Origin of the sequence: Rhodanobacter glycinis (assembly GCF_006438785.1) — a bacterium.
GTDB classification, from domain to species: Bacteria; Pseudomonadota; Gammaproteobacteria; order Xanthomonadales; family Rhodanobacteraceae; genus Rhodanobacter; species Rhodanobacter glycinis_A.
The window spans coordinates 288,237-313,789 of sequence record NZ_RCZB01000003.1 but is presented as its reverse complement, the minus strand read 5'-3'; the positions used below and the strand labels follow the sequence as shown (position 1 = coordinate 313,789).

General features: G+C 64.6%; 21 protein-coding genes and 1 pseudogene. 9 read left to right on the top strand and 13 right to left on the bottom strand.

Annotated elements, in window-relative coordinates:
* Nucleotides 1-4: 4 nt before the first annotated feature.
* The 5 genes from EAH75_RS12025 to EAH75_RS12005 all read right to left on the bottom strand — a co-directional run bounded on the left by EAH75_RS12025 (nucleotide 5) and on the right by EAH75_RS12005 (nucleotide 4,847).
* Nucleotides 5-667, bottom strand: coding sequence for a DsbA family oxidoreductase (locus EAH75_RS12025; protein WP_140648995.1), 663 nt, complete (start codon nucleotides 665-667; stop codon nucleotides 5-7).
* A 91-nt stretch (nucleotides 668-758) separates the two neighbouring features.
* On the bottom strand, nucleotides 759-2,420 hold the full coding sequence (locus EAH75_RS12020; RefSeq protein ID WP_140648997.1) for an NAD(P)/FAD-dependent oxidoreductase: 1,662 nt from the start codon (nucleotides 2,418-2,420) through the stop codon (nucleotides 759-761).
* Between the two features lie 178 nt (nucleotides 2,421-2,598).
* A complete protein-coding gene (locus tag EAH75_RS12015; protein WP_140648999.1) occupies nucleotides 2,599-2,823 on the bottom strand; it encodes a hypothetical protein in 225 nt (74 codons plus the stop codon).
* 183 nt (nucleotides 2,824-3,006) lie between these two features.
* Complete coding sequence (locus EAH75_RS12010) at nucleotides 3,007-3,513, bottom strand: DUF1993 domain-containing protein (protein WP_140649001.1); 507 nt, start codon at nucleotides 3,511-3,513, stop codon at nucleotides 3,007-3,009.
* Nucleotides 3,510-4,847 (bottom strand): TCR/Tet family MFS transporter, encoded by a 1,338-nt coding sequence (locus EAH75_RS12005; RefSeq protein WP_140649654.1) that lies wholly within the window; start codon nucleotides 4,845-4,847, stop codon nucleotides 3,510-3,512. The genes EAH75_RS12010 and EAH75_RS12005 overlap by 4 nt, the downstream gene beginning before the upstream one ends.
* Nucleotides 4,848-4,985: 138 nt before the next feature.
* Between EAH75_RS12005 and EAH75_RS12000 the strand changes: the two genes are divergently transcribed.
* On the top strand, nucleotides 4,986-6,719 hold the full coding sequence (locus EAH75_RS12000; protein ID WP_140805560.1) for a dipeptidyl-peptidase 3 family protein: 1,734 nt from the start codon (nucleotides 4,986-4,988) through the stop codon (nucleotides 6,717-6,719).
* Nucleotides 6,720-6,728: 9 nt separating this feature from the next.
* Here EAH75_RS12000 and EAH75_RS11995 read toward each other — a convergent pair whose 3' ends face one another.
* Nucleotides 6,729-7,574, bottom strand: coding sequence for an alpha/beta fold hydrolase (locus EAH75_RS11995; RefSeq protein WP_140805558.1), 846 nt, complete (start codon nucleotides 7,572-7,574; stop codon nucleotides 6,729-6,731).
* Nucleotides 7,558-8,694, bottom strand: coding sequence for a ferrochelatase (gene hemH / locus EAH75_RS11990; RefSeq protein ID WP_140805556.1), 1,137 nt, complete (start codon nucleotides 8,692-8,694; stop codon nucleotides 7,558-7,560). The genes EAH75_RS11995 and hemH overlap by 17 nt, the downstream gene beginning before the upstream one ends.
* Nucleotides 8,695-8,858: 164 nt before the next feature.
* Between hemH and EAH75_RS11985 the strand changes: the two are divergent.
* The 4 genes and pseudogenes from EAH75_RS11985 to tatC all read left to right on the top strand — a co-directional run.
* Nucleotides 8,859-9,485 (top strand): annotated as a pseudogene (locus EAH75_RS11985) (lipid-binding SYLF domain-containing protein); the annotation flags it as partial.
* Between the two features lie 69 nt (nucleotides 9,486-9,554).
* The gene (locus tag EAH75_RS11980; protein ID WP_140649011.1) at nucleotides 9,555-9,815 is read left to right on the top strand and encodes a Sec-independent protein translocase subunit TatA; all 261 of its coding nucleotides are present in this window, start codon (nucleotides 9,555-9,557) and stop codon (nucleotides 9,813-9,815) included.
* A 24-nt stretch (nucleotides 9,816-9,839) separates the two neighbouring features.
* The gene (tatB, locus tag EAH75_RS11975; protein WP_140649013.1) at nucleotides 9,840-10,283 is read left to right on the top strand and encodes a Sec-independent protein translocase protein TatB; all 444 of its coding nucleotides are present in this window, start codon (nucleotides 9,840-9,842) and stop codon (nucleotides 10,281-10,283) included.
* Nucleotides 10,270-11,052, top strand: coding sequence for a twin-arginine translocase subunit TatC (gene tatC, locus EAH75_RS11970; RefSeq protein ID WP_140649015.1), 783 nt, complete (start codon nucleotides 10,270-10,272; stop codon nucleotides 11,050-11,052). The genes tatB and tatC overlap by 14 nt, the downstream gene beginning before the upstream one ends.
* 37 nt (nucleotides 11,053-11,089) lie before the next feature.
* Here tatC and EAH75_RS11965 read toward each other — a convergent pair whose 3' ends face one another.
* Complete coding sequence (locus tag EAH75_RS11965; protein WP_140649017.1) at nucleotides 11,090-13,264, bottom strand: primosomal protein N'; 2,175 nt, start codon at nucleotides 13,262-13,264, stop codon at nucleotides 11,090-11,092.
* Between the two features lie 398 nt (nucleotides 13,265-13,662).
* A complete protein-coding gene (locus EAH75_RS11960; protein ID WP_140649019.1) occupies nucleotides 13,663-14,868 on the bottom strand; it encodes a DUF3667 domain-containing protein in 1,206 nt (401 codons plus the stop codon).
* A 106-nt stretch (nucleotides 14,869-14,974) separates the two neighbouring features.
* On the opposite strand from EAH75_RS11960, the gene EAH75_RS11955 reads away from it, so the two are divergent.
* Both EAH75_RS11955 and sppA read left to right on the top strand, forming a co-directional pair.
* The gene (locus EAH75_RS11955) at nucleotides 14,975-16,357 is read left to right on the top strand and encodes an MATE family efflux transporter (RefSeq protein WP_140649021.1); all 1,383 of its coding nucleotides are present in this window, start codon (nucleotides 14,975-14,977) and stop codon (nucleotides 16,355-16,357) included.
* Between the two features lie 39 nt (nucleotides 16,358-16,396).
* Nucleotides 16,397-18,271, top strand: coding sequence for a signal peptide peptidase SppA (gene sppA / locus EAH75_RS11950; RefSeq protein WP_140649023.1), 1,875 nt, complete (start codon nucleotides 16,397-16,399; stop codon nucleotides 18,269-18,271).
* A gap of 56 nt (nucleotides 18,272-18,327) precedes the next feature.
* Here sppA and EAH75_RS11945 read toward each other — a convergent pair whose 3' ends face one another.
* On the bottom strand, nucleotides 18,328-18,531 hold the full coding sequence (locus EAH75_RS11945; protein ID WP_140649025.1) for a hypothetical protein: 204 nt from the start codon (nucleotides 18,529-18,531) through the stop codon (nucleotides 18,328-18,330).
* A 123-nt stretch (nucleotides 18,532-18,654) separates the two neighbouring features.
* On the opposite strand from EAH75_RS11945, the gene EAH75_RS11940 reads away from it, so the two are divergent.
* The gene (locus EAH75_RS11940; protein WP_140649027.1) at nucleotides 18,655-19,437 is read left to right on the top strand and encodes an SDR family oxidoreductase; all 783 of its coding nucleotides are present in this window, start codon (nucleotides 18,655-18,657) and stop codon (nucleotides 19,435-19,437) included.
* A 6-nt stretch (nucleotides 19,438-19,443) separates the two neighbouring features.
* On the opposite strand, the gene EAH75_RS11935 is transcribed toward EAH75_RS11940, so the two are convergent.
* The gene (locus tag EAH75_RS11935) at nucleotides 19,444-20,088 is read right to left on the bottom strand and encodes a DUF4124 domain-containing protein (RefSeq protein ID WP_140649029.1); all 645 of its coding nucleotides are present in this window, start codon (nucleotides 20,086-20,088) and stop codon (nucleotides 19,444-19,446) included.
* Nucleotides 20,089-20,103: 15 nt separating this feature from the next.
* Nucleotides 20,104-21,048, bottom strand: a complete 945-nt coding sequence (locus tag EAH75_RS11930; protein WP_193557768.1) for a DegV family protein — start codon at nucleotides 21,046-21,048, stop codon at nucleotides 20,104-20,106.
* Nucleotides 21,049-21,246: 198 nt separating this feature from the next.
* Here EAH75_RS11930 and EAH75_RS11925 point away from each other — a divergent pair, with 198 nt between their 5' ends.
* Entirely contained in the window at nucleotides 21,247-22,038 is a 792-nt protein-coding gene (locus EAH75_RS11925) for an AMP nucleosidase (RefSeq protein WP_140805554.1), read from the top strand.
* A gap of 163 nt (nucleotides 22,039-22,201) precedes the next feature.
* Here EAH75_RS11925 and EAH75_RS11920 read toward each other — a convergent pair whose 3' ends face one another.
* Nucleotides 22,202-25,324 carry a TonB-dependent receptor gene (locus EAH75_RS11920; protein WP_140649034.1) on the bottom strand — a complete coding sequence of 1,041 codons (3,123 nt, stop codon included), beginning with the start codon at nucleotides 25,322-25,324 and terminating at the stop codon, nucleotides 22,202-22,204.
* Between the last annotated feature and the right edge of the window lie 229 nt (nucleotides 25,325-25,553).

The window sequence follows — 25,553 nt, the reverse complement described above, 5'->3', positions numbered from 1 at the left end:
GCGCCTACGCGGCGGTGGCGATCTGCCGCAACGCCTCTTCGAACGCCTCAGGCGGCTGCCCACCGGAGATCAGGTGCTGGCCGTTGATGATGGTGGCCGGCACCGAATGGATGCCGCGCGACATGAAGAACTGCTCCTGCGCGCGCACTTCGTCCGCGTACTCGTCGTCGGCAAGCATCTGTCGTGCGCGCTCTGCGTCCAGGCCTGCCTCGACGGCCAGCCGCACCAGCGCGTCATGCGCGCTCACGTCCTCGCCATCGGTGAAATAGGCGCGCAGCAGTGCCTGCTTCAGCGCGATGTGGCGGCCTTCCAGCTCGGCCCAGTGCAGCAGCCGGTGTGCGTCGAAGGTGTTGTAGACGCGACTGCGCCGATCCATGTTGAACGTGAAACCCAGTGCTGCACCGCGGTCGCGGATCGCTGCGCGGTTCGCGTCGATCTGCTCGGCCGAGCTGCCGTACTTGAGTACCAGGTGTTCGGTGGAATCCTCGCCTTCCGCCGTCATCTGCGGATTCAGCTCGAACGGCTGAAAGTGGATGTCCGCCGTTACTTGTCCTTCCAGCTTCGCCAGCGCCTGCTGCAACGAGGCGAGCCCGATGGCACACCACGGGCAGGAGACATCGGAGACAAAGTCGATACGGACCGGAACGGGCGGGGCTGGCGTGGACATCGGTGAACCTTCACGGGAATGCGCAGCTCGGGACTGCAGATCAGACTTAGATAAGGTCACCGGCTGCTGCAATCAATCGGCGATCGGGCTTTCAGTTTCCAGTGATGCTCAGCGCCACGGCTTCGGCGATCCGGATTCCATCGACCGCGGCGGACAGGATGCCGCCGGCATAGCCGGCGCCCTCGCCGGCGGGGTAGAGGCCGCGGGTGTTAAGGCTCTGCAGGCTGTCGTCGCGCTTGATTCGCACTGGCGAAGAGGTGCGTGTCTCGACGCCGGTGAGGATGGCGTCATGCATCGCATAGCCGCGGATCTGCCGTTCGAACGCGGGCAACGCCTCGCGGATCGCCGCGATCGCGTAGCCGGGCAGGGCGCTGTCGAGGTTGCCCAGGGTCACGCCCGGCTTGTATGACGGCTGCACATCGCCGAATTCATGCGAGGCGCGACCGGCGAGGAAATCACCCACCAGCTGCGCTGGCGCGCTGTAGTTTTCGCCGCCCAGGGTGAAGGCGTGACTTTCCAGCGCGCGCTGCAAGGCGATGCCGGCAAGCGGGCTGGGCGGGCCGTTCTCGAGCCGGTCATCGAACGGTGCGAAATCGGCCGGGTCGATGCCGACCACCACGGCGGCATTCGCATTGCGTTCGTTGCGCGAATACTGGCTCATGCCGTTGGTGACCACGCGCCCGGGTTCGGAGGCGGCGGCCACCACGGTGCCGCCGGGGCACATGCAGAAGCTGTAGACCGAGCGACCCTGGCCGGCGTGCGAACCCTTGCAGTGATGCACCAGCTTGTAGTCGGCGGCACCGAGGATCGGGTGGCCGGCCTGCGGGCCGAAGCGGGCACGGTCGATCACCGATTGCGGATGCTCGATGCGGAAACCGATCGAGAAGGGCTTGGCTTCCAGATACACACCGCTTCTGTGCAGCATCTCGAAGGTATCGCGTGCGCTGTGGCCCACCGCCAGCACCACATGATCGGCGCGGATCTGCTCGCCGCTGGCCAGGGTCACGCCACGCAACTGCTGATGGCCGTCCGTTGGCGGTCCAAGCAGGAGATCGTCGACGCGGCTGCTGAAGCGGATCTCGCCGCCCAGCGATTCGATCGTGGCGCGCATGTTCTCCACCATGGACACCAGCCGGAACGTGCCGATGTGCGGCTTGCTGACGTAGAGGATTTCCTCCGGCGCGCCGGCTTTGACGAACTCGGTGAGTACCTTGCGGCCGTGGTGCTGCGGATCGCGGATCTGGCTGTACAGCTTGCCGTCGGAGAACGTGCCGGCGCCGCCCTCGCCGAACTGCACGTTCGATTCCGGATGCAGGTTGCGCTTGCGCCACAGGTCCCAGGTATCTTTCGTGCGCTCACGCACTTCCTTGCCGCGATCGAGAATGATCGGGCGGAAGCCCATCTGCGCCAGGATCAGTCCGGCGAACAGGCCGCACGGGCCGAAGCCGATCACCAGCGGGCGGTGTTCCATCTGCCCGGGCGCGCGCGCGACGAAGCGATAGCTGGTGTCGGGTGTGGGCTGCACATGCGGGTCGTCGGCGAAGCGCTGCAGCAGTTCGACTTCACGCGGGGTGTCGATATCCAGTGCGTAGATCAGTGCGATCGCGCCACGCTTGCGCGCGTCGTGACTGCGCTTGGCGACGGTGTAGCCGGTGAGTGCGGCAGCGTCGATGCCCAGTCGTTCGAGGGCCGCGTCGGCAAGTGCGGCCTCGGAATGGTCAAGCGGCAGCTTGAGGTCGGTCAATCGCAGCATGCGGGGTCCGGGAATCCGTCGACGTGGGGAGGCCATCGCGGCGCATTGCCACGGGGCCCGGCCGTTCATTGTCGATGCGATCACGTAGCGCGACAAGGCGGTCCGCGTGGTGCTGCCACGCCCGGCGGCAGACTTCCAGCATGCGTCAGCGTTTTGACAGCTGACGTGGCGGGGCAGTTCAGGCCGCCAGCAGGGTCAGAAACTGCTCGCCGGTGGCGTGCGGGTGCAGCAGGATGAATTGCGTGTGGGTAGCGTCGGTGTGCCTGCGTGCGGCGGCGAGGCAAAGTTGGCCGTCCGCGCTGGTCATTGCCAGCGGCGCGCTGCGCCGGCTGTCCCAGCGACGGCGGCAGACCAGGCCATGCTGGGGGCCGCCGGCGATGATGCATTCAAAGATGGGTGCCATGGGAATTCGCTCGAAGGTTGGGGGAACCGTGGGGTTCGAGTGTCATCAAGCAGGGCGCGGGCCAACAAAATTGGCCAAAAGTGTTGTGCATCACAGTTTTGGAGATGCGCCGGCGGCGGCGCCGCATTCGCGGATATCGAGCGGCTAGCGGCCGCGAGTTTCGCAGCCGCCGGCGCAACTGGCTCAGGCGCCGCCGATGAAGTCGGTCTTGCCGATCTCGGTACCAGCCCCGCGCAGGATGTCGTACGCGGTGGTGCAGTGGAAGAACACGTTCGGAATGGCGAAATGCAGCAGGTAGGCCTGGCCCTCGAACGTCATCTCGCCAGTGCGCGTCTTGAGCACGATCGAGCGGGTCTCGCTGCCGTCGATCTGCTCGGGCTTGAACGACTGGATGTACTCGATTGCGCGCTCGATGCGTGAGTGCACCTGCGCCAGCGTAGTCTCGTTGTCCTCAAACGACATCGGCTCGACGCCGGCCAGGCGAGCCGCGCCGCGGGCAGCCATGTCGCAGGCGATCTGTACCTGCCTGACCAGCGGCAGCATGTCGGGGATCAGCCGCGTCTGCAGCAGCACTTCGTCGGTGACACTCTTCGCCTTGGCGTGTTCCTCACCCTTCTTCAGCACGTGCGCAAGATTGCCGAGCGCGCGGACGAAGACGGGAACGGCAGCCTGATACATGGACAGTGTCATGGGGATTGCTCCGGTGGGACGTGGGGAATCGGTTCGGACGAAAATTCGTTGAACGGCATCGTGGGGACGATGTCGGCGGATGCCAATGGCACCTCGGCTGGTACATGGCGCATCACGCGTACGGCAATCAGCGCGGCGGCAGACAGCAGCGCCGCCGCAAGCACGAACGCCGCGCCAGGCAGATGCTGCACCGGGGCGTGATCGCTGATGAACAGCGCGAAGATATTGGCGAACAGCGCCGGTCCGAAGATGCCGGCGAGACTGGCCAGGCTGGTCAGCGCGCCCTGCAGGCGGCCCTGTTCGTGCGGATCGACCTGGTGCGTCATCATCGCCTGCGCCGGCGGGCCGGCCAGTCCACCGAGACTGAGGAACGGAATGCCGAGCAGGAACAGCCAAGGTAGCGAGGCGAAGCCGAAGAACACATAGCCGACGATGCACAGCGTGAGTCCAGCCAGGATCATCCGTCGCTCGCCCAGCTTCGGCATCAGCCGGCGCACCAGTACCGCCTGCACCAAGCCGCTGCACAGGCCGACCAGCCCCAGCGTGTAGCCGACTGCCTGCGGTCCCCAGCCATAGCGGTAATCGGTGTACAGCACGTAGGTGGAGTTCAGCGAGAACTGCGCCAGGTTGATCAGGAAGAACACCGCGGCCAGGCCGAATACCTGCGGATAGCGGCGCAGCAGCACCACCGCGCCGAACGGATTGGCATGGCGCCAGTCGAAGCGCGCGCTGCGCTTTTCCTTCGGTAGCGATTCGGGCAGCACGAAGTAGCCGTAGCAGAAATTGACCAGCGACAACCCGGCCGCGATCCAGAATGGCAGTCGGATATGCAGATGGCCGAGAAAGCCGCCCAGCGCCGGACCGATGATGAAACCGATGCCGAACGCGGCACCGAGCGTGCCAAACGCGGCCGCGCGTTTTTCCCTCGGCACGATGTCGGCGATGTACGCATTGGCGGTGGAAAAACTTGCCGCGCAGATACCGGACACCGCCCGGCCGAGAAACAGCAACCACAGTACCGGCGCCAGCGCCATCACGATGAAGTCGATGCCGAGGCCGAAGCTGGAGATCAGGATCACCGTGCGCCGTCCGAAACGATCCGACAGCGCACCCTGCACCGGCGAGAACACGAACTGCATCAGCATGAACAGCGCGCCGAACCCACCCGACCACACCGCGGCCTTGGCGATGCTGCCGCCGATCAGCTGCACGATCAGGTGCGGCAGCACCGGGATGATGATGCCGAATGCCAGCATGTCCAGCATCACGGTGACGAAGATGAAGGTGATGGCGGCGCGGTGACGCGGAGCGGCGAGGGCGGGCGACTGATCCATGGGGCGAGGCGAGGCGTTGGGAGCTGCACGATAGCCGAACAGCGCAGGCACGACATGTGCGGTAAGTGCCGGCGTCACGGGAAACCGGTGTGACGCGCGGCGCGATACCATGGGCGATCCCTTCGTCAAGGAACTGCCATGTACCGACGTCTGCTTCCCTTGTGCCTGCTGCTGGCGCTGGCCGGTTGCTCCTCCAGCCATGACGCCGCACCGATGGCGCCCGTATCGAAGGAAGAGCTGGCGCCGGCACCGACCGGCACGGCGCCCGCCACGGCAGCCAGCGTGGCGGCGCCGGTCGACGGCAACACCAGTGCCGCGGTGAAGCAGCACGTGGCCGACTACGCCACGGTGAAACTCGCGGCAGACCTGTCCGCCTTCGACACGAAGCAGAAGAAGATGATTGCGCTGCTGGTCGAGGCGGCCGACAGCATGAACGCGATCTACTGGCAGCAGGCGTGGGGCGACAAGGACGCGCTGCTGCAGAAGATCGGCGACCCGGCCGCGCGCGAATTCGCCGAGCTCAACTACGGCCCGTGGGACCGGCTGGACAACGACCGGCCGTTCGTCGATGGCATTGGCGCGCGCCCGGCCGGCGCCCAGTTCTATCCGGCCGACATGAGCAAGGCCGAGTTCGAGAAGTCCGCGCTGAAGGACAAGACCTCGCTGTACACCTTGCTGCGCCGTGACGCGCAGGGCCAGATGATCAGCGTGCCGTACCACGAGGCGTACAAGCCCGAGCTGCAGAAGGCCGCCGGCCTGCTGCGCGATGCCGCCAAACTGTCGCAGGATGCCGGTTTCAAAAAATACCTGACGCTGCGTGCCAATGCGCTGCTCAACGACGACTACCAGGCCAGCGATTTTGCCTGGATGGCGATGAAGAAGAACCCGGTCGACATCGTGATCGGCCCGATCGAGACCTACGAGGACCAGCTGTACGGCTACAAGGCCAGCTACGAATCGTACGTGCTGATCAAGGACCAGGCTTGGAGCAAGAAGCTGGCGCGCTTCGCCCAATACCTGCCCGAACTGCAGCGCGGCCTGCCGGTGCCCGAGCGCTACAAGGCGGAAAAACCCGGCTCCGATGCCGACCTCGACGCTTATTTCGCGATCTACTACGGCGGCGATGCCAATGTCGGCGCCAAAACCATCGCGATCAACCTGCCGAACGACGAGCAGGTGCAGTTGAAGCAGGGCACGCGCCGGCTGCAGCTGGAAAACGTGATGAAGGCGAAGTTCGAGCAGATCATGTTGCCGATCGCGAAGGAGCTGATCGCGCCGGACCAGCAGGCGAACCTCACCTTCGACGCGTTCTTCCAGAACACCATGTTCCACGAAGTGGCGCACGGACTGGGCATCAAGGAAACACTGGGCGGCAAGGACACGGTGCGCAAGGCGCTGAAGGATCAGGCGTCCAGTTTCGAGGAAGGCAAGGCCGACATCCTCGGTCTGTACATGGTCACCAAGCTGGCCGACAAGGGCGAGCTGGACAAGTCGAAGCTGCTCGACAACTACGTCACCTTCCTCGCCGGCATTTTGCGCTCGGTGCGCTTCGGCGCCAGCGACACGCACGCCAAGGCGAACATGGTGCGTTTCAATTTTTTCAAGCAGCAGGGCGCGTTCACCCGCGATGAAAAAAGTGGCCGCTACCGCGTCGACTTCGACAAGATGACCGCGGCGATGAATGCCTTGTCGGCCAAGTTGCTGACCATCCAGGGGAACGGCGACTACGAGGCCGCGAAGCAGCTCACCGATCAGATGGGCGCGGTCGACGCCGAACTGGCCGGCGACCTCAAGCGGCTCGATCAGGCGCATATCCCGGTCGACATACGCTTCGACCAGGGGCTCGACGTGCTGGGCTTGAAGAAACCCTGATCGCCCGCGTCAGGTGGTCGGGTGGATCCACCCGGCCACCGCGGCTGGATGTTCCAGGTGCAGGTGGTGGCCACCGTCGAGATGGCTGACGCGGATATTCGCCACGCAGGCGGCGCGCGCCTGCATCGGGGCGCTGGGCAGGTACGAGGTGGCCGGTTGCGCCAGCAGCAACGCGGTGGGCGCATCGATGCCGCGCAGCAACGCGTGGATCTGCGATTCGGCCAGCCGCGTGGCGCTGGGTCGGGTCAATTGCGGATCGCTGCGCCAGCGCCAGCCACCCTCGGTTTCGATGAGCCCGCGCTCGACGATGGGCCGTGCCAATTCGGCCGGCAGCCCGCTGACGATACTGCGCGCGCTGACGGCCTGCGCGACATCGCGAAACACGCGCAGTGGTTTGCGGCCGCCATCGCGCGGAGCCAGCGCGTCGCGAAAACGTTGCAGGGTGTGCGAGCCATCGTCACCGAGCGGGCCGAGGCCTTCGATCAGCAGCAATTGCGCGATCCGTCCGGGTGCGGCGGCAGCGGTCAACGCGGCGATGCCGGCGCCCAGCGAATGACCGAGCAGGGCAAGGCGATCCAGTTGCAAGGCATCGATGGCGGCGAGCACCGCGCGCACGTAGTCGACGTAGTGGTAGCTGGCGCCCGCCGGCAGATGATCGGCGTGGCCATGGCCAGGCAGGTCCAGCGCGATCACACGGTACCGCGTGGCCAGCAGCGGCGCGAGCAGGGCGAAGCTGCCCGCGTTGTCGAGCCAGCCGTGCAGCGCCAGCAGCGCTGGCGCGTCCTCGTCGCCCCAGGTCAGCGCGCTCAGCGCCAGATGGGGCAGCTGGATGCGCCGCTCAGTCGGCGCGTGCACGTAGCTGCTGCGCGCGTTGGTGGGCGTCGACCTGGCGTTGTTGCGCGGCGTCAGCATCGTAATCGGCGGCGAATTCGGGCCAGCCCTGGGTATGGCGCAACACCAGCGCGGCGAGGCTGTCGACCTGCCCGGCGCTGTCGTTCAACGCGGGGATGTAGCGCAGCTCGCCGCCACCGCCGGCGATGAAGAACGCCCGATTCTGCATCGCGATTTCCTCCAGCGTCTCCAGGCAGTCCACCGCGAAACCGGGGCAGGCGACATCTAGCCGCTGCACGCCCTCGGCGGCGAGCTTGCGCACGGTGGCATCGGTATACGGATGCAGCCAGCGTTCGCGCCCCACCCGCGACTGGAAGCTGATGACGATCTGCTCCTCGCTCAGCCCCAGCCGTTCACGCAGCAGGCGCGCGGTGGCGTGGCACTGGCAAAAATAGGGGTCGCCGGCCAGCAGGTAGCGCTCGGGTATGCCATGGAATGACAGCAGCAGCTTGTCGCCGCGACCGTTCGCCTGCCACCAGTGCTCGATGCTGCTGGCGAGCGCTTCGATGTGCATTGGGTCGTCGTGGTAGTCGTTGACGATGCGCAGTTCCGGCGGCCAGCGCAGTGTCTTCAACGTATCGGCAACCGCATCGATGACCGAGCCAGTGGAGGTGGCCGAATATTGCGGATACAGCGGCAGCACCAGCAACCGGCGCGCGCCGTCACGCTGCAGCTGGGCAATCGTGCTTGCCACCGACGGGCTTCCATAGCGCATCGCCAGCGCCACCCGGATCGGTCCGCCGGGCCGCTGCCGGGCCAGCTCGCGCTGCAGCCCTTCGGCCAGTGCCTCGCTGCCGAAACGCAATGGCGAACCCTGGCTGGTCCACACTTTTGCATAGGCCCGGGCCGAGCGTGGCGGACGCACGCGCAGGATCACGCCGTGCAGGATCAACCACCACAGCCAGCGTGGGTATTCGATCACCCGGCGATCACCGAGAAACTCGGCCAGGTACGGGCGCACCGCCTTCGCCGTGGGGGCGGTCGGCGTACCCAGATTGACCAGCAGCACGGCTGCCTGAACGGGCTGAACGGATGGTCCGTGGGAATAGCCGGCGAGGCCGGTATAGTGATCACTGCGTGGCATGGCGGCATCGCGGTTGAGCTCAAGCGGTGAAGTCTGCCACAAGCGTTGTGCGCCGCCGCGTGCGTCGCCAGGCCCTGCATCCCCCAACCTGAGTGGAGCTGTCCATGTTCAAGACACCACTGCGTCGTCTGTTGCTGATCGGTGTGGCGCTGCTGTTGCCGGCCATGAGTGTGCACGCCGAGGATCCGCCGCTGGTGCGCGCCAAGAACGCGGTGCGCGTGCTGGGCGACATCATGCAGGCGCCGGACAAGGCGATCCCCACCGATCTGCTGCGTGATGCCAGGGCGATCGCGGTGATTCCGGACATGATCAAGGCCGGCTTCATCTTCGGCGGTCGTCGCGGCGAAGGCCTGATCTCGATCAAGAGCCCGGACGGCACTTGGTCCAACCCCAGCTTCATCAGCATGACCGGCGGCAGCGTGGGTTTCCAGGCAGGCGTGTCGTCCACTGACGTGGTGCTGGTGTTCCGCACCCAGCGCGGCGTGGATTCGATCGTGCGCGGCAAGTTCACCCTCGGTGCCGATGCGTCCGCTGCGGCCGGCCCGGTCGGTCGTACCGCCTCGGCGGCCACCGACGGTCAGCTGAAGGCCGAGATTTACTCCTATTCACGCACGCGCGGCTTATTTGCCGGCGTGGCGATCGATGGCGCGGCATTGCGCATCGACTACGACGCCAACGAGGCTGTGTATGGCGCCGGCATCACGCCACGCCGCATCTTTGAAGGTGGCGTGAGCAACGTGCCGACGCCCGTGGTCGAATTTCGCGACCGGCTTGAGGAGTACACTTCGCGGTAATTATCGTGAAGTGCCGGCGCGATCCGCGCCATGCTGATTCAGCTGGAATCCGGGTAGAGGTTGATTATGGGTTTTGACAGTTTCTGGCACTGGGCCATTCTGCTGGTCATCGTGCTGCTGGTGTTCGGTACCAAGAAGATCCGCAACCTCGGGCCGGATCTGGGTTCGGCGATCCGCGACTTCAAGAAAAGCCTCAGCGGCGACGACGAGGCCAAGCAGAAGGAAGAGGAAGCCCGGCGCAAGGAGGCCGAGCAGCTGCGGGCCGATCCGCCGCCGGCTGATCGCGCCACTACGCAGAGTCAGCGCGACTCCAGCGAAACCAAGTAAGCGTACGGCGGGCGGAGCGCGGCGATGATCGAGATCAGTCTCGGCAAACTGGTGCTGCTCGCCCTGATCGCGTTGATCGTGCTTGGCCCCGAGAAGCTGCCCGGCGCTGCCCGCACGGCCGGTGCGCTGTTGCGGCGTGTACGCAATGGCTGGGACAACGTACGCACCGAGGTCGAGCGCGAGCTGGAGATCGAACAGATCAAACGCACCGCGCGCGAGGCCGCCGCCCGCGCGGAAGCAGCCCAGAACGAAATGAAGGAAGGTCTGCAGCAGGTGCGCGAGCCGCTGGAGCGGGTCGCTGCCGAGGCGGTGACGATGGCCCATCCGGAATCCGCGCGAGCCGCCGAATCCACCGATCCGGCCCTGGTCTGCGACGACCCGGCCGATACCATGCAGGCGGAGTTGCCGTTGGGCGAGCCACCGGCGCTGTCCGAGTCCACCAGGAAGCGTTCGCATGACGACGCCTGAATCCGGCGCGCCCGAATCCGAAGACGTCAGCGACGCCTTGCAGCAGGGGTTGTTTTCGCATCTGCTGGAGTTGCGCACGCGCCTGCTCAAGTCGGTGGCGGCGGTGGTACTGGTATTGCTGGCGCTGGTGCCGTTCGCCAACCGCCTGTATTCCGAACTGGCCGCGCCATTGGTGGCACGCCTGCCGCAAGGTGCGCACCTGATCGCCACCGAGGTCACCAGTCCGTTCATCACGCCGTTGAAATTGGCCTTCTATACGGCTCTGTTCATCAGCATGCCGGTAATCCTGTATCAGCTGTGGGCATTTGTCAGCCCGGGCCTGTACAAGCACGAGAAACGCCTGGCGCGTCCGTTGCTGATCGCGGCCATGGGGTTGTTCTATCTCGGCTGCGCGTTCGCCTATTTCCTGGTACTGCCGGCCGCGTTCCGCTTCCTTACTGCGGTGACGCCGCAGGGCGTGGAGATGATGACCGACATCACCCACTACCTCGATTTCGTGATGCTGATGTTCTTCGCGTTCGGGCTGTGTTTCGAGGTGCCGGTGGCGGTGGTGGTGCTGGCCGCGATCGGCATCGTCGATCTCGACAAGCTGCGCAGCGGCCGACGGTTCGCCGTCGTCGGCGCCTTCGCGATCGCCGCGGTGATCACGCCACCGGACATCACCTCGATGCTGATGCTGGGCATCCCGATGTGCCTGCTCTACGAGCTGGGCGTGCTGGCGGTGCGCTGGCTGGTGAAGCCCGGATCGCTGAGGCGCGACGCGAGCTGATCATTTTTCGATGCGGCCAGGTTCATTGCCACCGGCGTCAGTACAGATCGATCGGATCGACATCCAGCGACCAGCGCACCCGTCGCGCCGACGGCAGCGCAGCCAGTGCCAGTTGCCATGAGCGCAGCATGCCGTGCAGCGTGCTGCGGCTGGTCGCCTCCAGCAGCAGCTGGCCGCGATGACGACCGGCGCGCAGCGGCATCGGTGCGGGCATCGGACCGGCGATCTGAAATTGATCGGAGCGAGGCAACGCGGTATTCGCAGCGGCGAGGAACGCATCGACCTGCTCGCGTTGCGGCGCGTCGGCGCGCAGCAGTATCTGGTGGCTGTACGGCGGTAGCTGGATCAGCCGGCGCTCGGCCAGCAGCTCGCGCGCGGCGGCCGCATAACCCTGGGCCAGCAGGCAGCGCAGCAGCGGGTGTTCCGGCTGGTGGGTCTGCAGCACCACGCGGCCGGGCTTGCGCGCGCGGCCGGCGCGACCGGCGACCTGTACCACCAGCTGGGCCAGCCGTTCGCCGGCGCGGAAATCGACGCTGTGCAGGCCCTCGTCCACGCCGACGATCGCGACCAGGGTGAGGTTGGGCAGGTCGTGACCCTTGGCCAGCATCTGGGTGCCGACCAGGATCGCCGGCTGGTCGTCATGCAGGGTGGCCAGCAGTTGCTCGAACGCATCGCGACGGCGGGTGGTTTCGCGGTCGACGCGCAGCACCGGCACCTGCGGAAACTGTGCGATCAGCGCTTCCTCCAGCCGCTCGGTGCCCTGGCCCTGCGGCTTCAGGTCGCCGGCGCCGCAACTGGGACAGGCGGCCGGCAGGCGCTGACGATAATCGCAGTGATGGCAGATCAGCTGGCGCCGGCCCGCGTGCAGGGTCAGCGGTCGGTCACAGCGCGGGCAGCCGGCGTGCCAGCCGCAGGCGTGGCACAGCAGCACCGGCGCGTAACCGCGGCGATTGCGGAACACCAGCGCCTGTTCGCCGCGCGCCACCGTGTCCGCCACTGCGGCCAGCAGCGCGGGCGACATGCCGTGCTCCAGCCGTTGCGCGCGCATGTCGATGATCTGCACTTGCGGCGGCCGGATCGCACCCGGGCGCGCACGCAGGTGCAGGGTGCGGTAGCGGCCGGCCTCGGCGTTCGCCAGCGATTCCAGCGACGGCGTGCCCGAACCCAGCAGCACCGGCACACCGAGCCTGCGCGCACGCACCACGGCCAGGTCGCGGGCGTGGTAGCGGAAGCCTTCCTGCTGCTTGTAGGCGCTGTCGTGTTCCTCGTCGACGATGATCAGCCCGGCCTGCGGCAGCGGCGTGAACACCGCCGAGCGGGTGCCCAGGATCACCCGCGCGCTGCCGGCGCGGGCACGTAGCCACGCGCGGGCACGGTCGCCTTCAGACAGGTTCGAGTGCAGCACCTCGACAATCACTCCGAGCCGCTCGCGCAGGCGGCGCACGGTCTGCGGTGCCAGGCCGATCTCCGGCACCAGCAATAGCGCCTGTTTGCCTTGTGCCAGCACCTGCTCGATCAGAGCCAGGTAGACCTCGGTCTTGCCGCTGCCGGTGACGCCGTCGAGCAGGAACGGCTGGTACTGGCCGAGACTGGCGCCGACCGCGGCGACGGCTTGCTGTTGCTCGTCGCTCAGCCGGGGCGCCAGCGACGCGGGCAACGGACGATCGAGAGGCGGCCGTTCGCTGCGTTCGATCAGGCCGGCGCTGGCCAGTCGACGACCCGCTTCGCGCCAGCCGGGTAGACGCTCGGTCAGCTCCTGTGCGCTCAAGGCGCGGTCGACGAGCAGCGCCAGCAGCACCTTGCTGCCGCCGCGCCGGGTGCCGGCATCGTGGGCGCTGTGGCCGGCTTGGGTGAGCGACCAGTATTCGTCGCCGATGGGAGGCAGCGGCTTCGCCTCGCGTAGGGTGAGCGGCAGTGCATTGGCGTACGCCTCACCCGGACCGCCAAGCCAGTAGTCGGCGGCCCAGGCCAGGGTGTGCATCAGTTCGGCATCGAGCAACGCCACGTCGTCGAGCAGCCGCAGTACCTGTTTCAACCGACTGCTGCCGACTGCTGCCTCGGCGTCGATCGCCACCACCACGCCGACCATTCGGCCACGGCCGAACGGGACCAGCACCCGGCTGCCCACGCACGCCTCACCGGCCGCGGGCGGCAGGTAGTCGAACAGGGTCGGCAGGGGTACCGGCAGGGCGACACGGAGTACGGCGGGCATGGATTACCTCATGGCCGGCCAGTGTAACTGCGCCGCAATGGCTCACACATCGGCAGCGGCGATGTCGGGCAGGGCGCCGGGTCACGAGTTGCGCGAACTTGCTGCCCGACTATCGAGAAATCGGGGGTAAGTGGCTATCCCCGGGAGGTTTTTGCGCTTATCCACAAGAGCTGTGGATAAGTCTGTGGATGCAGCGGGGAAGGAGTCCCTCAAAGCGCGTTGTGACGCCCTTCACGACAGCTTGACGACGTTTTGGTCACGGAAAAAAACTATTTATCTACAATAACTTGCAAATTGCACTCTGTTGCAGTTCACATAATTGCCAAGCAGGTGCCAATTGCCTTGACAGCTTCATGACGCTGTGCAAAACCCGTCGCCGAAGCCGCCAAAACCCGATGTCAGTGAGCCATGCCCAAGGCTGCCGCGACCATGAGCGCGATTGCCAGCAACCAGAAATAGCACCAGCCGACAAACCAGAATTTCAGCAAGGTCATCGGCCAGCCCTGCCGGTAGACACGCTTCTGCATCAGCAGCAAATAGATCGGCGCCCACAGCACCAGAATCCGTTCCAGCCAGTTCAGCGGATAGGTAGTCCACAACGCGCGCGGCTCCAGCCAGTTGGCAAACGCGGCCAGCAACGTACACAGCAGCAGCCAGAGGAATAGGAACGCATGGCTATGCAGGGCCACGATCAGGTGCTCCATGTACAGCCGCCGACGAAACACATAGAACAGCTTCAGCAGAACCGCAAACATCGGGATCATCACGAACATGATCGGCGGCAGAACGCCGAAAACCCCGTTGATCATCCGCTGCTTCGCTTCGGCGCTGGCCACTGGGTCGCCGTGCTTGACGGCTCGCCAATTCCGGTGCATCTGCTGGCCCAACGCGGTCAGGCGCGCATTGACCACGTCCGGCAGCCAGGCGATTTGGACGGGCTTCGACTCACCCTCGGTCGCCTTGCGCAAAGCACCTCGCGGCTTCGCGTCGCCGGTGACGTTTACCGTCGCGGCTGCCGGTGGTGCGGCGAGAGAGGCGGCCGGCATGGGCGCCGCACCGAGCGCGATCAGACGCTCGTTGGCCTTCTGGCGCAATTCCCGTGCGGCGATGTGGGTCTGGTCCAGCGCGACCTGTGGCAGGACGCCGGTGTCGCGGGCGCTTTGCAGGCCATTCAGTTCGTCCTGCAACGCCTTGCGCACGTCGGCAGGGGTGGCGGCATCTTCGACCGCGCCGCTATTCACGTGCACCAGCGGATGATTGCTCGCGCTGGCCTTGGCGGTAAGTTGGTGGTCGACCGCCAGATGGAACACGAAGAACGACAGCAGGCACAACACGAACATCAGCCGGAACGGCGCGATGTAGCGCACCCGCCGGCCGCTGAAATATTCCATGGTGAGGAAGCCGGGCTTGAGCAGCAGCGGCGGCAGCGTGTGCACGATGCGGCCATCGATGTGCAGCACCGTTTCGACGGTTTCCTCGAGCATGTGGTGCATCGGCTGCAGCACGCTGTGGATCGACTGGCCGCACTCGTGGCAGAACTCGCCCTGCATCGACGCGCCGCAATTGGCGCAGTGCAATCCCTCGTAGCTGGTCAGCTGCTTCATCGCGGTTCCCGTCCGGTGCAGCGGGCGATCTTCGCACAGAGCTCCATGCAGCGGAGCGTGACGAATGGCTCAGGTAGAATGGCCGGCCCTGGAGTCTGCTGTGTCGATGAAGCCTTTCCGTCCCGAGCGCGCACATCTGCTGCACGAGATGCGCGCCACCGTGCGCCTTGCGTTGCCGCTGATTTGCGCGCAACTGGCCGCGGTCGGCAGCAATGTGATCGATGCAGTGCTGGCCGGCCACGTCAGCGCGCACGTGCTGGGTGCGGTGGCGGTGGGCGCCAGCATCTGGTCGCTGGCGATCGTCAGCGGCATCGGCATGATGATGGCGGTCCCGCCGTCTGTCGCGCAGCTCGATGGAGCCGGTCGGCGGCTGGAGGTTGGCGCGGTGTTTCGCCAGGCATTGTGGCTGGCGCTGGGCATGGGAGTGGTGTTGTGGTTTGCGGTGCGCCATGCGGCGCCGCTGATCGACCTGATCGGGGTCACGCCGAGCCTGCGCTACGACGTGCAGCGTTTCCTGCTGGCGATCAGCTGGGGTGCGCCGGCACTGACCTGCTATTTCGCGTTGCGTGGTTTATCCGAAGGCCTGTCGCTGACCCGGCCGTCGATGTACTTCAGCCTCGGCGGGCTGGTGCTGCTGGTGCCGCTGGGCTACGTGCTGATGTTCGGCAAGCTGGGCATTCCGCCGCAGGGTGCGCACGGCTGCGGCGTGGCGACCGCGATCGTGCTGTGGCTGGAGATGCTGGCCTTCGCCGTGTATGTGGTCTGCCGGCGCAACTATCGCGGGCTGGGCCTGTTCGATCACTTCGAATGGCCCGATCTGCGCCGGATCGGCGCACTCATGCACATCGGGCTGCCGATGGCGGTGACCTTGCTGGCCGAGGCCGGCTTGTTCGTGGCCACCGCGCTGATCATCGCCACGCTGGGCGAAGACGTGATCGCGAGCCATCAGGTGGCGATCAACATCGCATCGCTGTTCTTCATGATCCCGCTCGGTCTGGCGATGGCGATCACCGTGCGCGTCGGCAACGCGGTGGGCCGCGGCGACGAGCGCGGCGTGCGCTATGCCGGCCTCTGTGGAATCGGGCTGACCCTGGTAACCCAGGTGTTCTCGGCCGGCTTGATGCTGGGTCTGCCGCATGCCATCGCAGCGGTGTACACGCACGATCCGAAGGTGATCGCACTGGCCGCGCAGCTGATCATGCTGGCCGGCCTGTTCCAGTTTTCCGACGGCATCCAGGTCGCCGCCAACGGCGCGCTGCGCGGCCTCAAGGACACCCGTGTGCCGATGGCGATCACCCTGTTCGCGTACTGGGTCATCGGCATGCCGGTCGGCTGGTGGCTGGCGTTTCACCACGGCATGGGTGCGCGCGGCATGTGGATCGGCCTGATCGCCGGCCTGTCGGTGGCCGCGGTGATGCTGTTCATCCGTTTCTGGCGCAGCGCATGGAAACAGCGCTGGCGCCCCGTTTCCATGACCGCGCCAGCCTGACCGGCTAGGCTTGACCCAAGAGATTCCGGAATCACACGCATGACGCCACCACTCCCGCCCCGCCGCAACGGCTTCTGGGCTTTTCTGTGCACGCTCGGGCGTGGCATCAACGTGGTCAGGTTGCTGATCATCAACCTGGTGTTTTTCGGCGTGCTGTTCGTGCTGTTGCTGCTGCTGACCGCCGGCGTGGCCGGCAGCCGGATGCAGCGCACGCTGCAGAACGACAGCGTGCTGGTGATCAAGCCGCAGGGCCAGCTGGTCGAGCAATACAGCATCGAGCCGCTGCAGCGGGCGCTGGCCGGGTTATCCGGCGAGACGCCCAGGCAGGTGCAATTGCGTGACCTGGTCGGTGCGATCGACGCGGCTGCGAAAGACAAGCGCATCACCCGCATCCTGCTGCTGCCTGACGAATTGCAGGGTGGCGGGTTTGCCGCGTTGCATGAGGTCGGTGCGGCACTGGATCGTTTCCGTGCGGTGGGCAAGCCGGTGATCGTATGGGCGGTGAATCTGGATCAGGGCCAGTACTATCTCGCCGCGCACGCCGACCACCTGCTGGTGGATCCGCAGGGCGGGGTGATGATTACCGGGCTGGCCAACTACCGGCTGTTCTACAAGGACTTGCTCGACAAGCTCGGCGTCGATGTGCACCTGTTCCGCGTCGGCGAGTTCAAGAGCGCGGCCGAGCCGTACATTCTCGATCATGCATCAGCCGAATCGAAGGAAGCCGACAGCTACTGGATGGGTGGCCTGTGGGACGGCTATCTCGCCGAAGTGGCTGCACTGCGCAAGCTCGATCCGGCCGTGCTGCGCGACGACATCGACAATCTGCCCGCGCATATCGCCAGCACCGGCGGTGACCTGGCGCAACTGGCATTGAACCAGCACCTCGTCGACGGCCTGGCCACCCGCGACGAGCTGATCACGATGATGCGCAAGGAAGGGGTGCCGGCCGACCGCAAGGGCCACAGTTTCCGCCAGGTCGATCTGGGCCGGTATGCCGCCAGCATGTCGGGTGATGGCGACCTGTTCGCGCCCGGCGTGGCGGTGGTGGTGGCCGAGGGCGAGATCAGTGGCGGCAAGCAGTCGCCCGGTTCGATCGGCGGTGAATCCACCGCGGCGTTGATCCGCGAGGCGCGCGAGGATCGCAAGACCAAGGCGCTGGTGCTGCGGGTCAACTCGCCCGGTGGCGAAGTGTATGCGGCCGAGCAGATCCGCCGCGAGATCGAGCTGACCCGTACCGCCGGCATTCCGGTGGTGGTGTCGATGGGCAACGTGGCGGCCAGCGGCGGCTACTGGATCTCGATGAACGCGAACCGGATCTTTGCCGAGCCGAACACCATCACCGGCTCGATCGGCATCTTCGGCATGTACTACACGGTGCCCAGCACGCTGGCCAAGCTCGGCATCCAGAGCGATGGCGTCGGCACGGGGCCGATGGCCGGGGCGTTCGACATCACCCGTCCGCTGGATCCGAAGGTCGGCGCGGTGATCCAGGCGATCATCAACAAGGGCTATCACGACTTCGTCGGTAACGTGGCCAAGGCGCGTGGCAAGAGTTACGAGTCGATCGACGCGATTGCGCAGGGCCGCGTGTGGACGGGGCAGCAGGCGCTCGAACGCGGCCTTGTCGATCAGCTTGGTGGCCTCGACGTTGCCGTGGCCGATGCGGCAAGCCTGGCCAAACTGGGCAAGGGTTATCCGGTGCGTTATGTGGAGACCCCGCAGGGCGGCTTCGAACGCTTCCTGAGCGGCCTCAGCCAGAGCGCCAGCGTGCACGTGCTGCAGTCCTGGGGCATTCGTCTGCCGAACTGGGTCGCCCGGCTGCCCGCGCTGGCGCCCGAATTGCAGCTGCTGCGCAACGCGAAGGCCGGTACGCCTAACATCTATGCCGATTGCCTGTGCAGCCCGCGTTAGGCAAAGACTGAAGCGGCGTTTCGAGGCTCTGACCCAAGCGCATGACGGAGCCTCGGTTACTGCTCTTGCGCCTCGATCTGCTTGCGTTGATCGTCGGCCTGCTTGTCGACGACTTTCTGCACGTCCTTGGCGCGTTGTTCGTTCGCCTTCAGGGCATCGAACGGAGTGGCCACATCAGCGGGTTTGGCCTTCGGCTCTGGCGGCTTGCCGGAGCAGGCGCCGAGGGCAAGTGCGCAGAGCAGCAGCGACAGTGACTTCATGGCGGTTCCCGCGCGGAGTGTGAAACGCCGAGTGTCCTGCCATGCACGCCTGCAGGCAAGCAACCCATCGGCATTTTGTGCGGCGAACTAGGCGTGGCTGGAACGACGCTTTAAGCTGCGCCCATGAACAGCCGCATTGATGCCTGGCAGCTGCAAGGCCATACCGCCCTGATCACCGGTGCCAGCAAGGGCATTGGCTACGCTACTGCGCGCGAACTGGCCGGCCTGGGTGCCGACCTGTTGCTGGTGGCACGCGATGAGGACCACCTCGAACAGGTACGGGTGGACTTGGCCGATGAGTTCTCCGATGTCGAGGTGCTGGCATTCGGCGCGGATCTGGCCGAGGCGGAGGAGCGCCTGGCCGTGTTCGACTGGATCGCCGATCTGGGTGCGCCGGTGTCGCTGCTGATCAACAACGCAGGTGGCAACCAGCCCATGGCCACGCTGGACTACAACACCAACGAGGTCCGCGCGATCTTCGAGCAGAATCTGTTTTCCGCGTTCGAGATGTGCCGGCTGGCGCACCCTCAACTGGTGCAGCATGCGAACGCGGCGATCGTCAATGTGGGCTCGGTATCGGCCATCACGCATGTGCGCACCGGCTCGCCGTACGGCATGAGCAAGGCAGCACTGCACCAGCTAACCCGCAACCTCGCGGCGGAGTGGGCGGTGGACGGCATTCGCGTCAATGCGGTGGCGCCGTGGTACATCCGCACCCAGCGCTCGGAGCCGGCGCTGGCGGACGCCGACTACCTGGACGAAGTGCTCGAGCGTACCCCGCTCAAGCGTATCGGCGAGCCCGAGGAAGTGGCCGCGGCGATCGCGTTTCTGTGCCTGCCGGCGGCCAGCTACATCACCGGCCAGGTGCTGGCGGTGGACGGCGGCTTTCTCAATTACGGTTTCTGAGCGATCTCAGCAATTCGCCAGTTGCGCCCGCAATTCGTCGTCGCGACGCTGCAGTGGTGGGCGATCGCTCTTGAATGCGCGCTGCAGCTTGCGGGTGTTCTGCTCCAGTTCGTCGCGCAACGCGTGGCAGATCTCCGGCACGCTCAGCGGCCGGCATAGATCCTGCACCCAGACATAGTTGCTGGCGACCAGGCCCGACGTGACGCGCCCCCGGTTTGCCTCCGGCGCCGAGATGCCGGCGCCCCCGGGTTGCCCGTATGCCTGCGACAGCGATGTGGGGAGTGCACCAAGCATGCCGAGCGGTGCCAGAAAGGGTTGCGGATGACCGTTGCTGCTGACATAGGCGCTGCCGTCGACGGCGTGCATGCAACGGTATAGCTGGGTTAGCGGCACGACGGGCGTTGGCGACGAGACGGGCGCTTCTCCGGTCACGGGAAGAGTATCGGCCGGTTCGGATGGTGCGTTGGCCGGTGGCGACGGAGCGGCCTGGTCATCCGGCAACTGCAGGGCTTGCTGCTGCTGCGTCTTTGCGCAGGGCGCGTCTTGATAGCTCAACTGGCCATCCGCACCGCGGCATTTGTAGACCGTGCCGGCGGCGACGGGCCCGCTGATGACGACAAGCAAAAGCAGCAGGGCGAGCAGGCGATGCATGCGACGGTGGCGCCTTCAGAATTCGGCGACGTGTTCCTCGGCGGCGAAGCCAAGCGTCACTGCGCCCTCGCCCACGTTGACCATGCCGGTAATGCTCATCGGCGCTTCCATCAGCTCCACGCCGCATTCCCCACATGCCGCCCGCAACTCGGCATAGCCAGGCAGGTGCGTCAGAACGGCCAGATCGCCGCCGTAACTGACGCAAACCATCGGCACCAGCAGGCCGGCGCGCACCCGCTGCGTGGCATAGCCGAACAGGGATTCGGCGCCTTGCTCGAAGCCGCGCACCTTGCCGACCGGCCCGGTTTCCCCGCGGTAACAGCGCAGCAACGGCTTGATGTCCAGCGCCGAACCCAGCATGGCGCTGAACAGGCTGACGCTGCGATCGTTCTTCTTCTTGGCGCGGGCACGCAGGTAATACAGGTCGCGCGGCAACATGTAGCCGTAGGAGTTGTTGGCGATATGCGTGAGACGCTCACGGATCGCCGCCGGCGTCTCGTCCGCCGCAATCAGGCGGGCTGCCTCGTAGATGGCGGGCGCCGCGCCGGCAAAGATGTTGCGGGTATCGACGACCCGCATCATGAACGGGCCAGGGATACCGGCCTGCTCGCGCACCTGGCGATAGTTCTTGAGGATCGCGAAGCTGGCACGGTTGACGTGTTCGTTGATCGGGCTGCGGGTGGCGGTGATGGTCAGGCAGAACACGCAATCCTGTTCCAGTACCAGCTTTTCCAGGAACAGCTTCTGTATCTCTTCCACCGGGCACGGTTCGGTTTCCGCCGAGTGACTGCGGCTGCCGAGTCGGCGATCGATGAAGCGCTGGATCTCCGCCGGCTTGCGATCGTCCATGAACACTTCGCCGTCGACTCGCACGGTGATCGGCATTACCGCGATGGCGTGTTGCTGCAGGAATGCCTGCGGAAGATCGCAAGCTGCATCGATTGCCAGGCCCATCCGCATCACGTGATCCCCGTCATGAATGGCAGGCGAAACATAGCATGCGGATGGCGATGGCGGCGCTCGCTGGAGGGGCAGCTGTGGAGACCGCTATCAAGCGCGGCGCTGGCGGGCCGCCGTGTCTGCCACCTAAGATGACATGACTTATCTGGCATTTCGCCGGCGTGGCGTCGCCGGTAACGCAATTCGGGCAAGACTCTGATGAAAAGCAAACAGGAAATCGTCTCCAACTGGCTGCCGCGGTACACCGGCACGCCGCTGGAGCAGTTCGGCGAACACATTCTGCTGACCAACTTCGGTCATTACGTGGAGCTGTTCGCGCAGTGGCACGGGGTAGAGGTTCAGGGCCGCGACCGCCCGATGCCGAACGCCACCGCCGACGGCATCACCCTGATCAATTTCGGCATGGGCAGCCCCAATGCAGCCACCGTCATGGACCTGCTCGGTGCGATCGAACCAAAGGCCGCGTTGTTTCTGGGCAAGTGTGGTGGTGTCAAGAAGAAAAACCAGCTCGGCGATCTGGTGCTGCCGATCGCGGCGATCCGCGGTGAAGGTACCAGCAACGATTACCTGCCGCCGGAAGTGCCGGCGCTGCCGGCATTCCAGTTGCAGCGCGCTGTCTCCACCATGATTCGCGACCTCGGCCACGATTACTGGACCGGCACCGTGTACACCACCAATCGTCGCGTGTGGGAACACGACGATACGTTCAAGGACTATTTACGACGTACCCGCTGCATGGCGGTGGACATGGAAACCGCCACCATCTTCGCCGCCGGTTTCGCCAACCGGATCCCCTGCGGCGCACTGCTGCTGGTGTCCGATCAGCCGATGATTCCGGAAGGCGTGAAGACCGAGCTCAGCGACCGCAATATCACGTCGCAGTTTGTCGAGGCACATATCAAGATCGGCATCGAAGCGCTGAAGCTGGTGCGGCGCAATGGCCGCAGCGTGAAGCACCTGCGGTTTGAGGGCGAGATCGAGACGGATTGACCTTGCACGAGAACAGAGCAATCTAGGAGGGGATGCCGAGCCAGCGTCATGGCACGCGCGCGGTGCATGTGGCTAAAAGTGACAAAAAAATAGCCCCCGCAATGCGGGGGCTATTCTTCATCCTTGCAACTCACGAATCAGGCAAGCCTGATCCAGGTTGGCCTCAAAAGTCGTACGTAACGCCGAAACGCACATAACGCGGCGACTGTGCGGTGTACGGACGCAGGTAGCTGACGTTCAGGCCGTCGACGACGCCCGTGTCCGGATTCACCGAGGAGTTGCCGTAAATGGCGTAGGTCTGCGTGGTCTTCTGCTGATTGAGCACGTTATAGACGAACACATTGAAGGCCAACTTTTTATCGGCCCATTCCGGACGGTATTCGCCACCCAGGCTGAGCGTGTAGGTCCAAGGATTGTGCGTCTTACCCGGCGACCATGGCGAACCATTGCAGAAGTGGTGATAGTCACCATAGCCCAGGCCCGGATAGGTCTGATCGGCGCCGTAAGCACCCAGACAGGTGCGTGGCGAACCGGACAATACTGCCAGATTGCCTGACACCATCCATTCCGGAGTCAGCTGATACGAACCGAAGGCCTTGAGCTGATGCCGGCGATCATTGCTCAGATCGCCATTGGCATAATCCATCACCGCAGCGTAATCCCAATCCACCGTAGCCGACACGTCGGTCTGGCCGATGTCCGAACGCACCTGACCTTCGCTGTTACCGTAGCTCTTCGAGTACAAATAGTCGATCTTGCCGAACCACTTGCCGTCGAACGGATGCTCCAAGTACAAGTCCAGACCATAGTACTTGCGCTTCAGCGTGGTATTGAAATGGAAGTCATTCTTCCAATCCATGGCCACGCTGTAATAACCCCCACCGATCTTCGGAATCTCGAAGATGTTGGTGGCACCCGGGTTGATCAGGTAACTGCCCTGGATCGTCCCGATGGTGGCAGGGTCGATGCCCATGGCCGCCATTTTGGCGGCGATGGACGGGGAGTCGCCGATGTCATCGATTGCGTTACGCAAGTTGCGGTAGGTGGCCTTGGCACCGTATACCCACGAATCGCCCAGTTTCTTGTCGAAACCGAGGATATATTCGTCTTGGTACTCAGATTTCAGATTGGTCACCGCCGCCGTCTTCGGGTCGCGCGGGATGCCGTATTCCAGGTTGGCCGAAATCGGGCCACCCGTACTGGTCTGGATCGGTGTCAGGCCGGTCGGGGCGCCATTAGCATCGACGCCGGTGTAGGTGAAATACTCGCGGGTATATAGCGAAGCACCCGCCGAACGCTGGGCTACGCTAGCGGGCATTGCCAGATAGTAGCGACCGGCATTGCCGTAGACCTTGAAGCTGGAGTCGCCATTGACATCCCAGCTAAAGCCGACGCGTGGTGCCCACTGCGGACTGGTCAGACGCAGGTAAGGCACACCGACGCCATTGTAGTTGGTGAATTGGTCGTTGCGCAGGCCGGCCTTGACCACCCAGCGATCGTTGATCTGCCACGTGTCCTGGATGTACTGCGCGTGCTGATTGACGCGCACCGACGCGCTGGCACTCTGGATATAGCGTGCCACGTAACGGCCGTTCGAGGCGGGGCCCGGCGCCTGCACCCAAGGACTCAACTGCCAATCGGCACCAGTGGACGGGCCACCGATGATGTAGGTATTGGCTGAACCCTTGTCATATTCCCAAGCGTAGCCCGGACCGCCCATTACCACGCCGTCGTCCGTATCCGCCACATTCTGGTTGTCAATACCACCGGTGATGGTGTGATCGCCCAGCTTGTAGCTCAGATCGATTCGCAGGTTAGTCGTGTGCGTCTGGTGTTTCGGATCGGCGATCTGGATGACGGTCTGATTGTTCCGGATGGGCGTCCCGCCAACGATCGCCGGATCTTGATTTTCGGGCGTGAATAGGTACGGATTGGTCGGATCGTAACCCGGCGTGTTGCTGTACAACGTACCCGTCATCTTGCCGTACATGGCCGTCAGGGTCAGGTCATCAGTGATGTAGCTCGTGAACTTACCCGAAAACAGGTCTTGAGCGACCTTGGTCGAGGTGGCATAGCTGTTGAAACCGGTGTCCTGGTGTGTGACCGGACTCCATGAGTTGATCTTGCCCTGAAATGACGATTTATCGGAGGCGCCGGTCAGCTCGAGGATATTGCTGTCGGTGATGTTCCAGTCCAGCTTGCCGTACCACTTCGGGTTGTCATAGCGCGCATGGGTGTCCTTGTTCGTGGTAGCCACACCGCCAAGTGGGGAATTGAAGCCGCCATGGCCTTCCACGCGTTCCGCCTCAACCGCAGCGAAAAGGAACAGCTTGTCTTTGATCAACGGGCCGCCGACGTAAGCATCGACCGTGGTCGTCCACGACTTGTTGTCCTTACGGTACTGACGGAGCTTGCCCTGGGAACCTGCCTTGTCCGGATTCAAGTCGGCACGTGAGTTCACGTAGTAGAAGTTGCGCGGGTCACTCTGCAGGTCGGTCGGGGTCCACTGAATAGCGGCACCGAAATGCCATTCGTTGGTACCGCGCTTACCGATTTGACTGATCACACCGCCATCGGAACGACCGTAGGCTGCATCGTAACCGCCGGTCAGAATTTCCTGCTGGTCAATGGCGCCGTAGGGCAGTGTCAGACCGCCGAACCCGCTGATCGGATCGGTGGTGTTGAACCCATTGAGGTAATAGGCATTCTCCGTTACTGAGGAGCCGCCAAACGAAATCACTGCCTGACCCTTGGCATTGGTGAACAGGCCCGAGCCCGAAACCACACCCGGTGCCAGCAATGCAATCGCTTCCGCACTGCGGGCAATCGGCAGCTTCGCCAGCTGTTCAGACGTGATAACCGTACGGGAATCGACCGCACTGACGTCGATGGTCGGTAGAGCATTAGCCTGCACCGTCACCGCGGACAAGTTCTGGGCGTTCTGGGCACCGAAGGAAACCTCGGTACCAGAACCCACACGCAGGGTGACGTTCGAGCGCGAATCGACGGTCTGACCGCCCTGCTGCAGAGTCACGGTGTAGTCGCCTAGGGGGAGCGAGTTCACTGTGTAGTGACCGGTCGAATCCACCTCGACCTGACGGCTGACGCCGGAGGTGCTCTTGACCAGCACGGAATCACCGGCCTTTGCCTGTCCGAAGATGCTGCCAGTAGTGGCCTGAGCGTAGACCGCTCCGGTCATGCCGAATCCAATGGCAATGGCAAATGCCATCGTCGTACGACGCCCCAGTGCCTTGCTGGAGACAGGTTTTTGTAAAGTGGACTTCATTAACTCACCCTCCGTTGAGTGGTTGGGTGCCGCGTGCACGGCACCTCCCCAAATACGCAGCAAATGAAAAGGCTGCAAACTGATTTATTCGCTTGTTTCCGAAGACGTCTGTTTATCCGTGGACGTGGATATTTCAGCTCCGCGCCCGCACCTCGGGCCAACGTTTTGGTCTGCCCGTTAGCACGGCAACGCACGAAGGGGATCGTCAATCTTCGTCCGGACAAGTTAC

Bases quoted from the DNA above. Each gene is read 5' to 3' on its own strand.
- EAH75_RS11965 (WP_140649017.1), bottom strand. From the start codon at position 13,264: ATGCCCGCCGTACTCCGTGTCGCCCTGCCGGTACCCCTGCCGACCCTG.
- tatC (WP_140649015.1), top strand. From the start codon at position 10,270: ATGACGACGCCTGAATCCGGCGCGCCCGAATCCGAAGACGTCAGCGAC.
- EAH75_RS11980 (WP_140649011.1), top strand. From the start codon at position 9,555: ATGGGTTTTGACAGTTTCTGGCACTGGGCCATTCTGCTGGTCATCGTG.
- EAH75_RS12000 (WP_140805560.1), top strand. From the start codon at position 4,986: ATGTACCGACGTCTGCTTCCCTTGTGCCTGCTGCTGGCGCTGGCCGGT.
- EAH75_RS12015 (WP_140648999.1), bottom strand. From the start codon at position 2,823: ATGGCACCCATCTTTGAATGCATCATCGCCGGCGGCCCCCAGCATGGC.
- EAH75_RS11940 (WP_140649027.1), top strand. From the start codon at position 18,655: ATGAACAGCCGCATTGATGCCTGGCAGCTGCAAGGCCATACCGCCCTG.
- EAH75_RS11960 (WP_140649019.1), bottom strand. From the start codon at position 14,868: ATGAAGCAGCTGACCAGCTACGAGGGATTGCACTGCGCCAATTGCGGC.
- EAH75_RS11945 (WP_140649025.1), bottom strand. From the start codon at position 18,531: ATGAAGTCACTGTCGCTGCTGCTCTGCGCACTTGCCCTCGGCGCCTGC.
- EAH75_RS12025 (WP_140648995.1), bottom strand. From the start codon at position 667: ATGTCCACGCCAGCCCCGCCCGTTCCGGTCCGTATCGACTTTGTCTCC.
- EAH75_RS12010 (WP_140649001.1), bottom strand. From the start codon at position 3,513: ATGACACTGTCCATGTATCAGGCTGCCGTTCCCGTCTTCGTCCGCGCG.
- EAH75_RS11925 (WP_140805554.1), top strand. From the start codon at position 21,247: ATGAAAAGCAAACAGGAAATCGTCTCCAACTGGCTGCCGCGGTACACC.
- tatB (WP_140649013.1), top strand. From the start codon at position 9,840: ATGATCGAGATCAGTCTCGGCAAACTGGTGCTGCTCGCCCTGATCGCG.
- EAH75_RS12005 (WP_140649654.1), bottom strand. From the start codon at position 4,847: ATGGATCAGTCGCCCGCCCTCGCCGCTCCGCGTCACCGCGCCGCCATC.
- EAH75_RS11920 (WP_140649034.1), bottom strand. From the start codon at position 25,324: ATGAAGTCCACTTTACAAAAACCTGTCTCCAGCAAGGCACTGGGGCGT.
- sppA (WP_140649023.1), top strand. From the start codon at position 16,397: ATGACGCCACCACTCCCGCCCCGCCGCAACGGCTTCTGGGCTTTTCTG.
- hemH (WP_140805556.1), bottom strand. From the start codon at position 8,694: ATGCCACGCAGTGATCACTATACCGGCCTCGCCGGCTATTCCCACGGA.
- EAH75_RS11935 (WP_140649029.1), bottom strand. From the start codon at position 20,088: ATGCATCGCCTGCTCGCCCTGCTGCTTTTGCTTGTCGTCATCAGCGGG.
- EAH75_RS11955 (WP_140649021.1), top strand. From the start codon at position 14,975: ATGAAGCCTTTCCGTCCCGAGCGCGCACATCTGCTGCACGAGATGCGC.
- EAH75_RS11930 (WP_193557768.1), bottom strand. From the start codon at position 21,048: ATGCGGATGGGCCTGGCAATCGATGCAGCTTGCGATCTTCCGCAGGCA.
- EAH75_RS12020 (WP_140648997.1), bottom strand. From the start codon at position 2,420: ATGCTGCGATTGACCGACCTCAAGCTGCCGCTTGACCATTCCGAGGCC.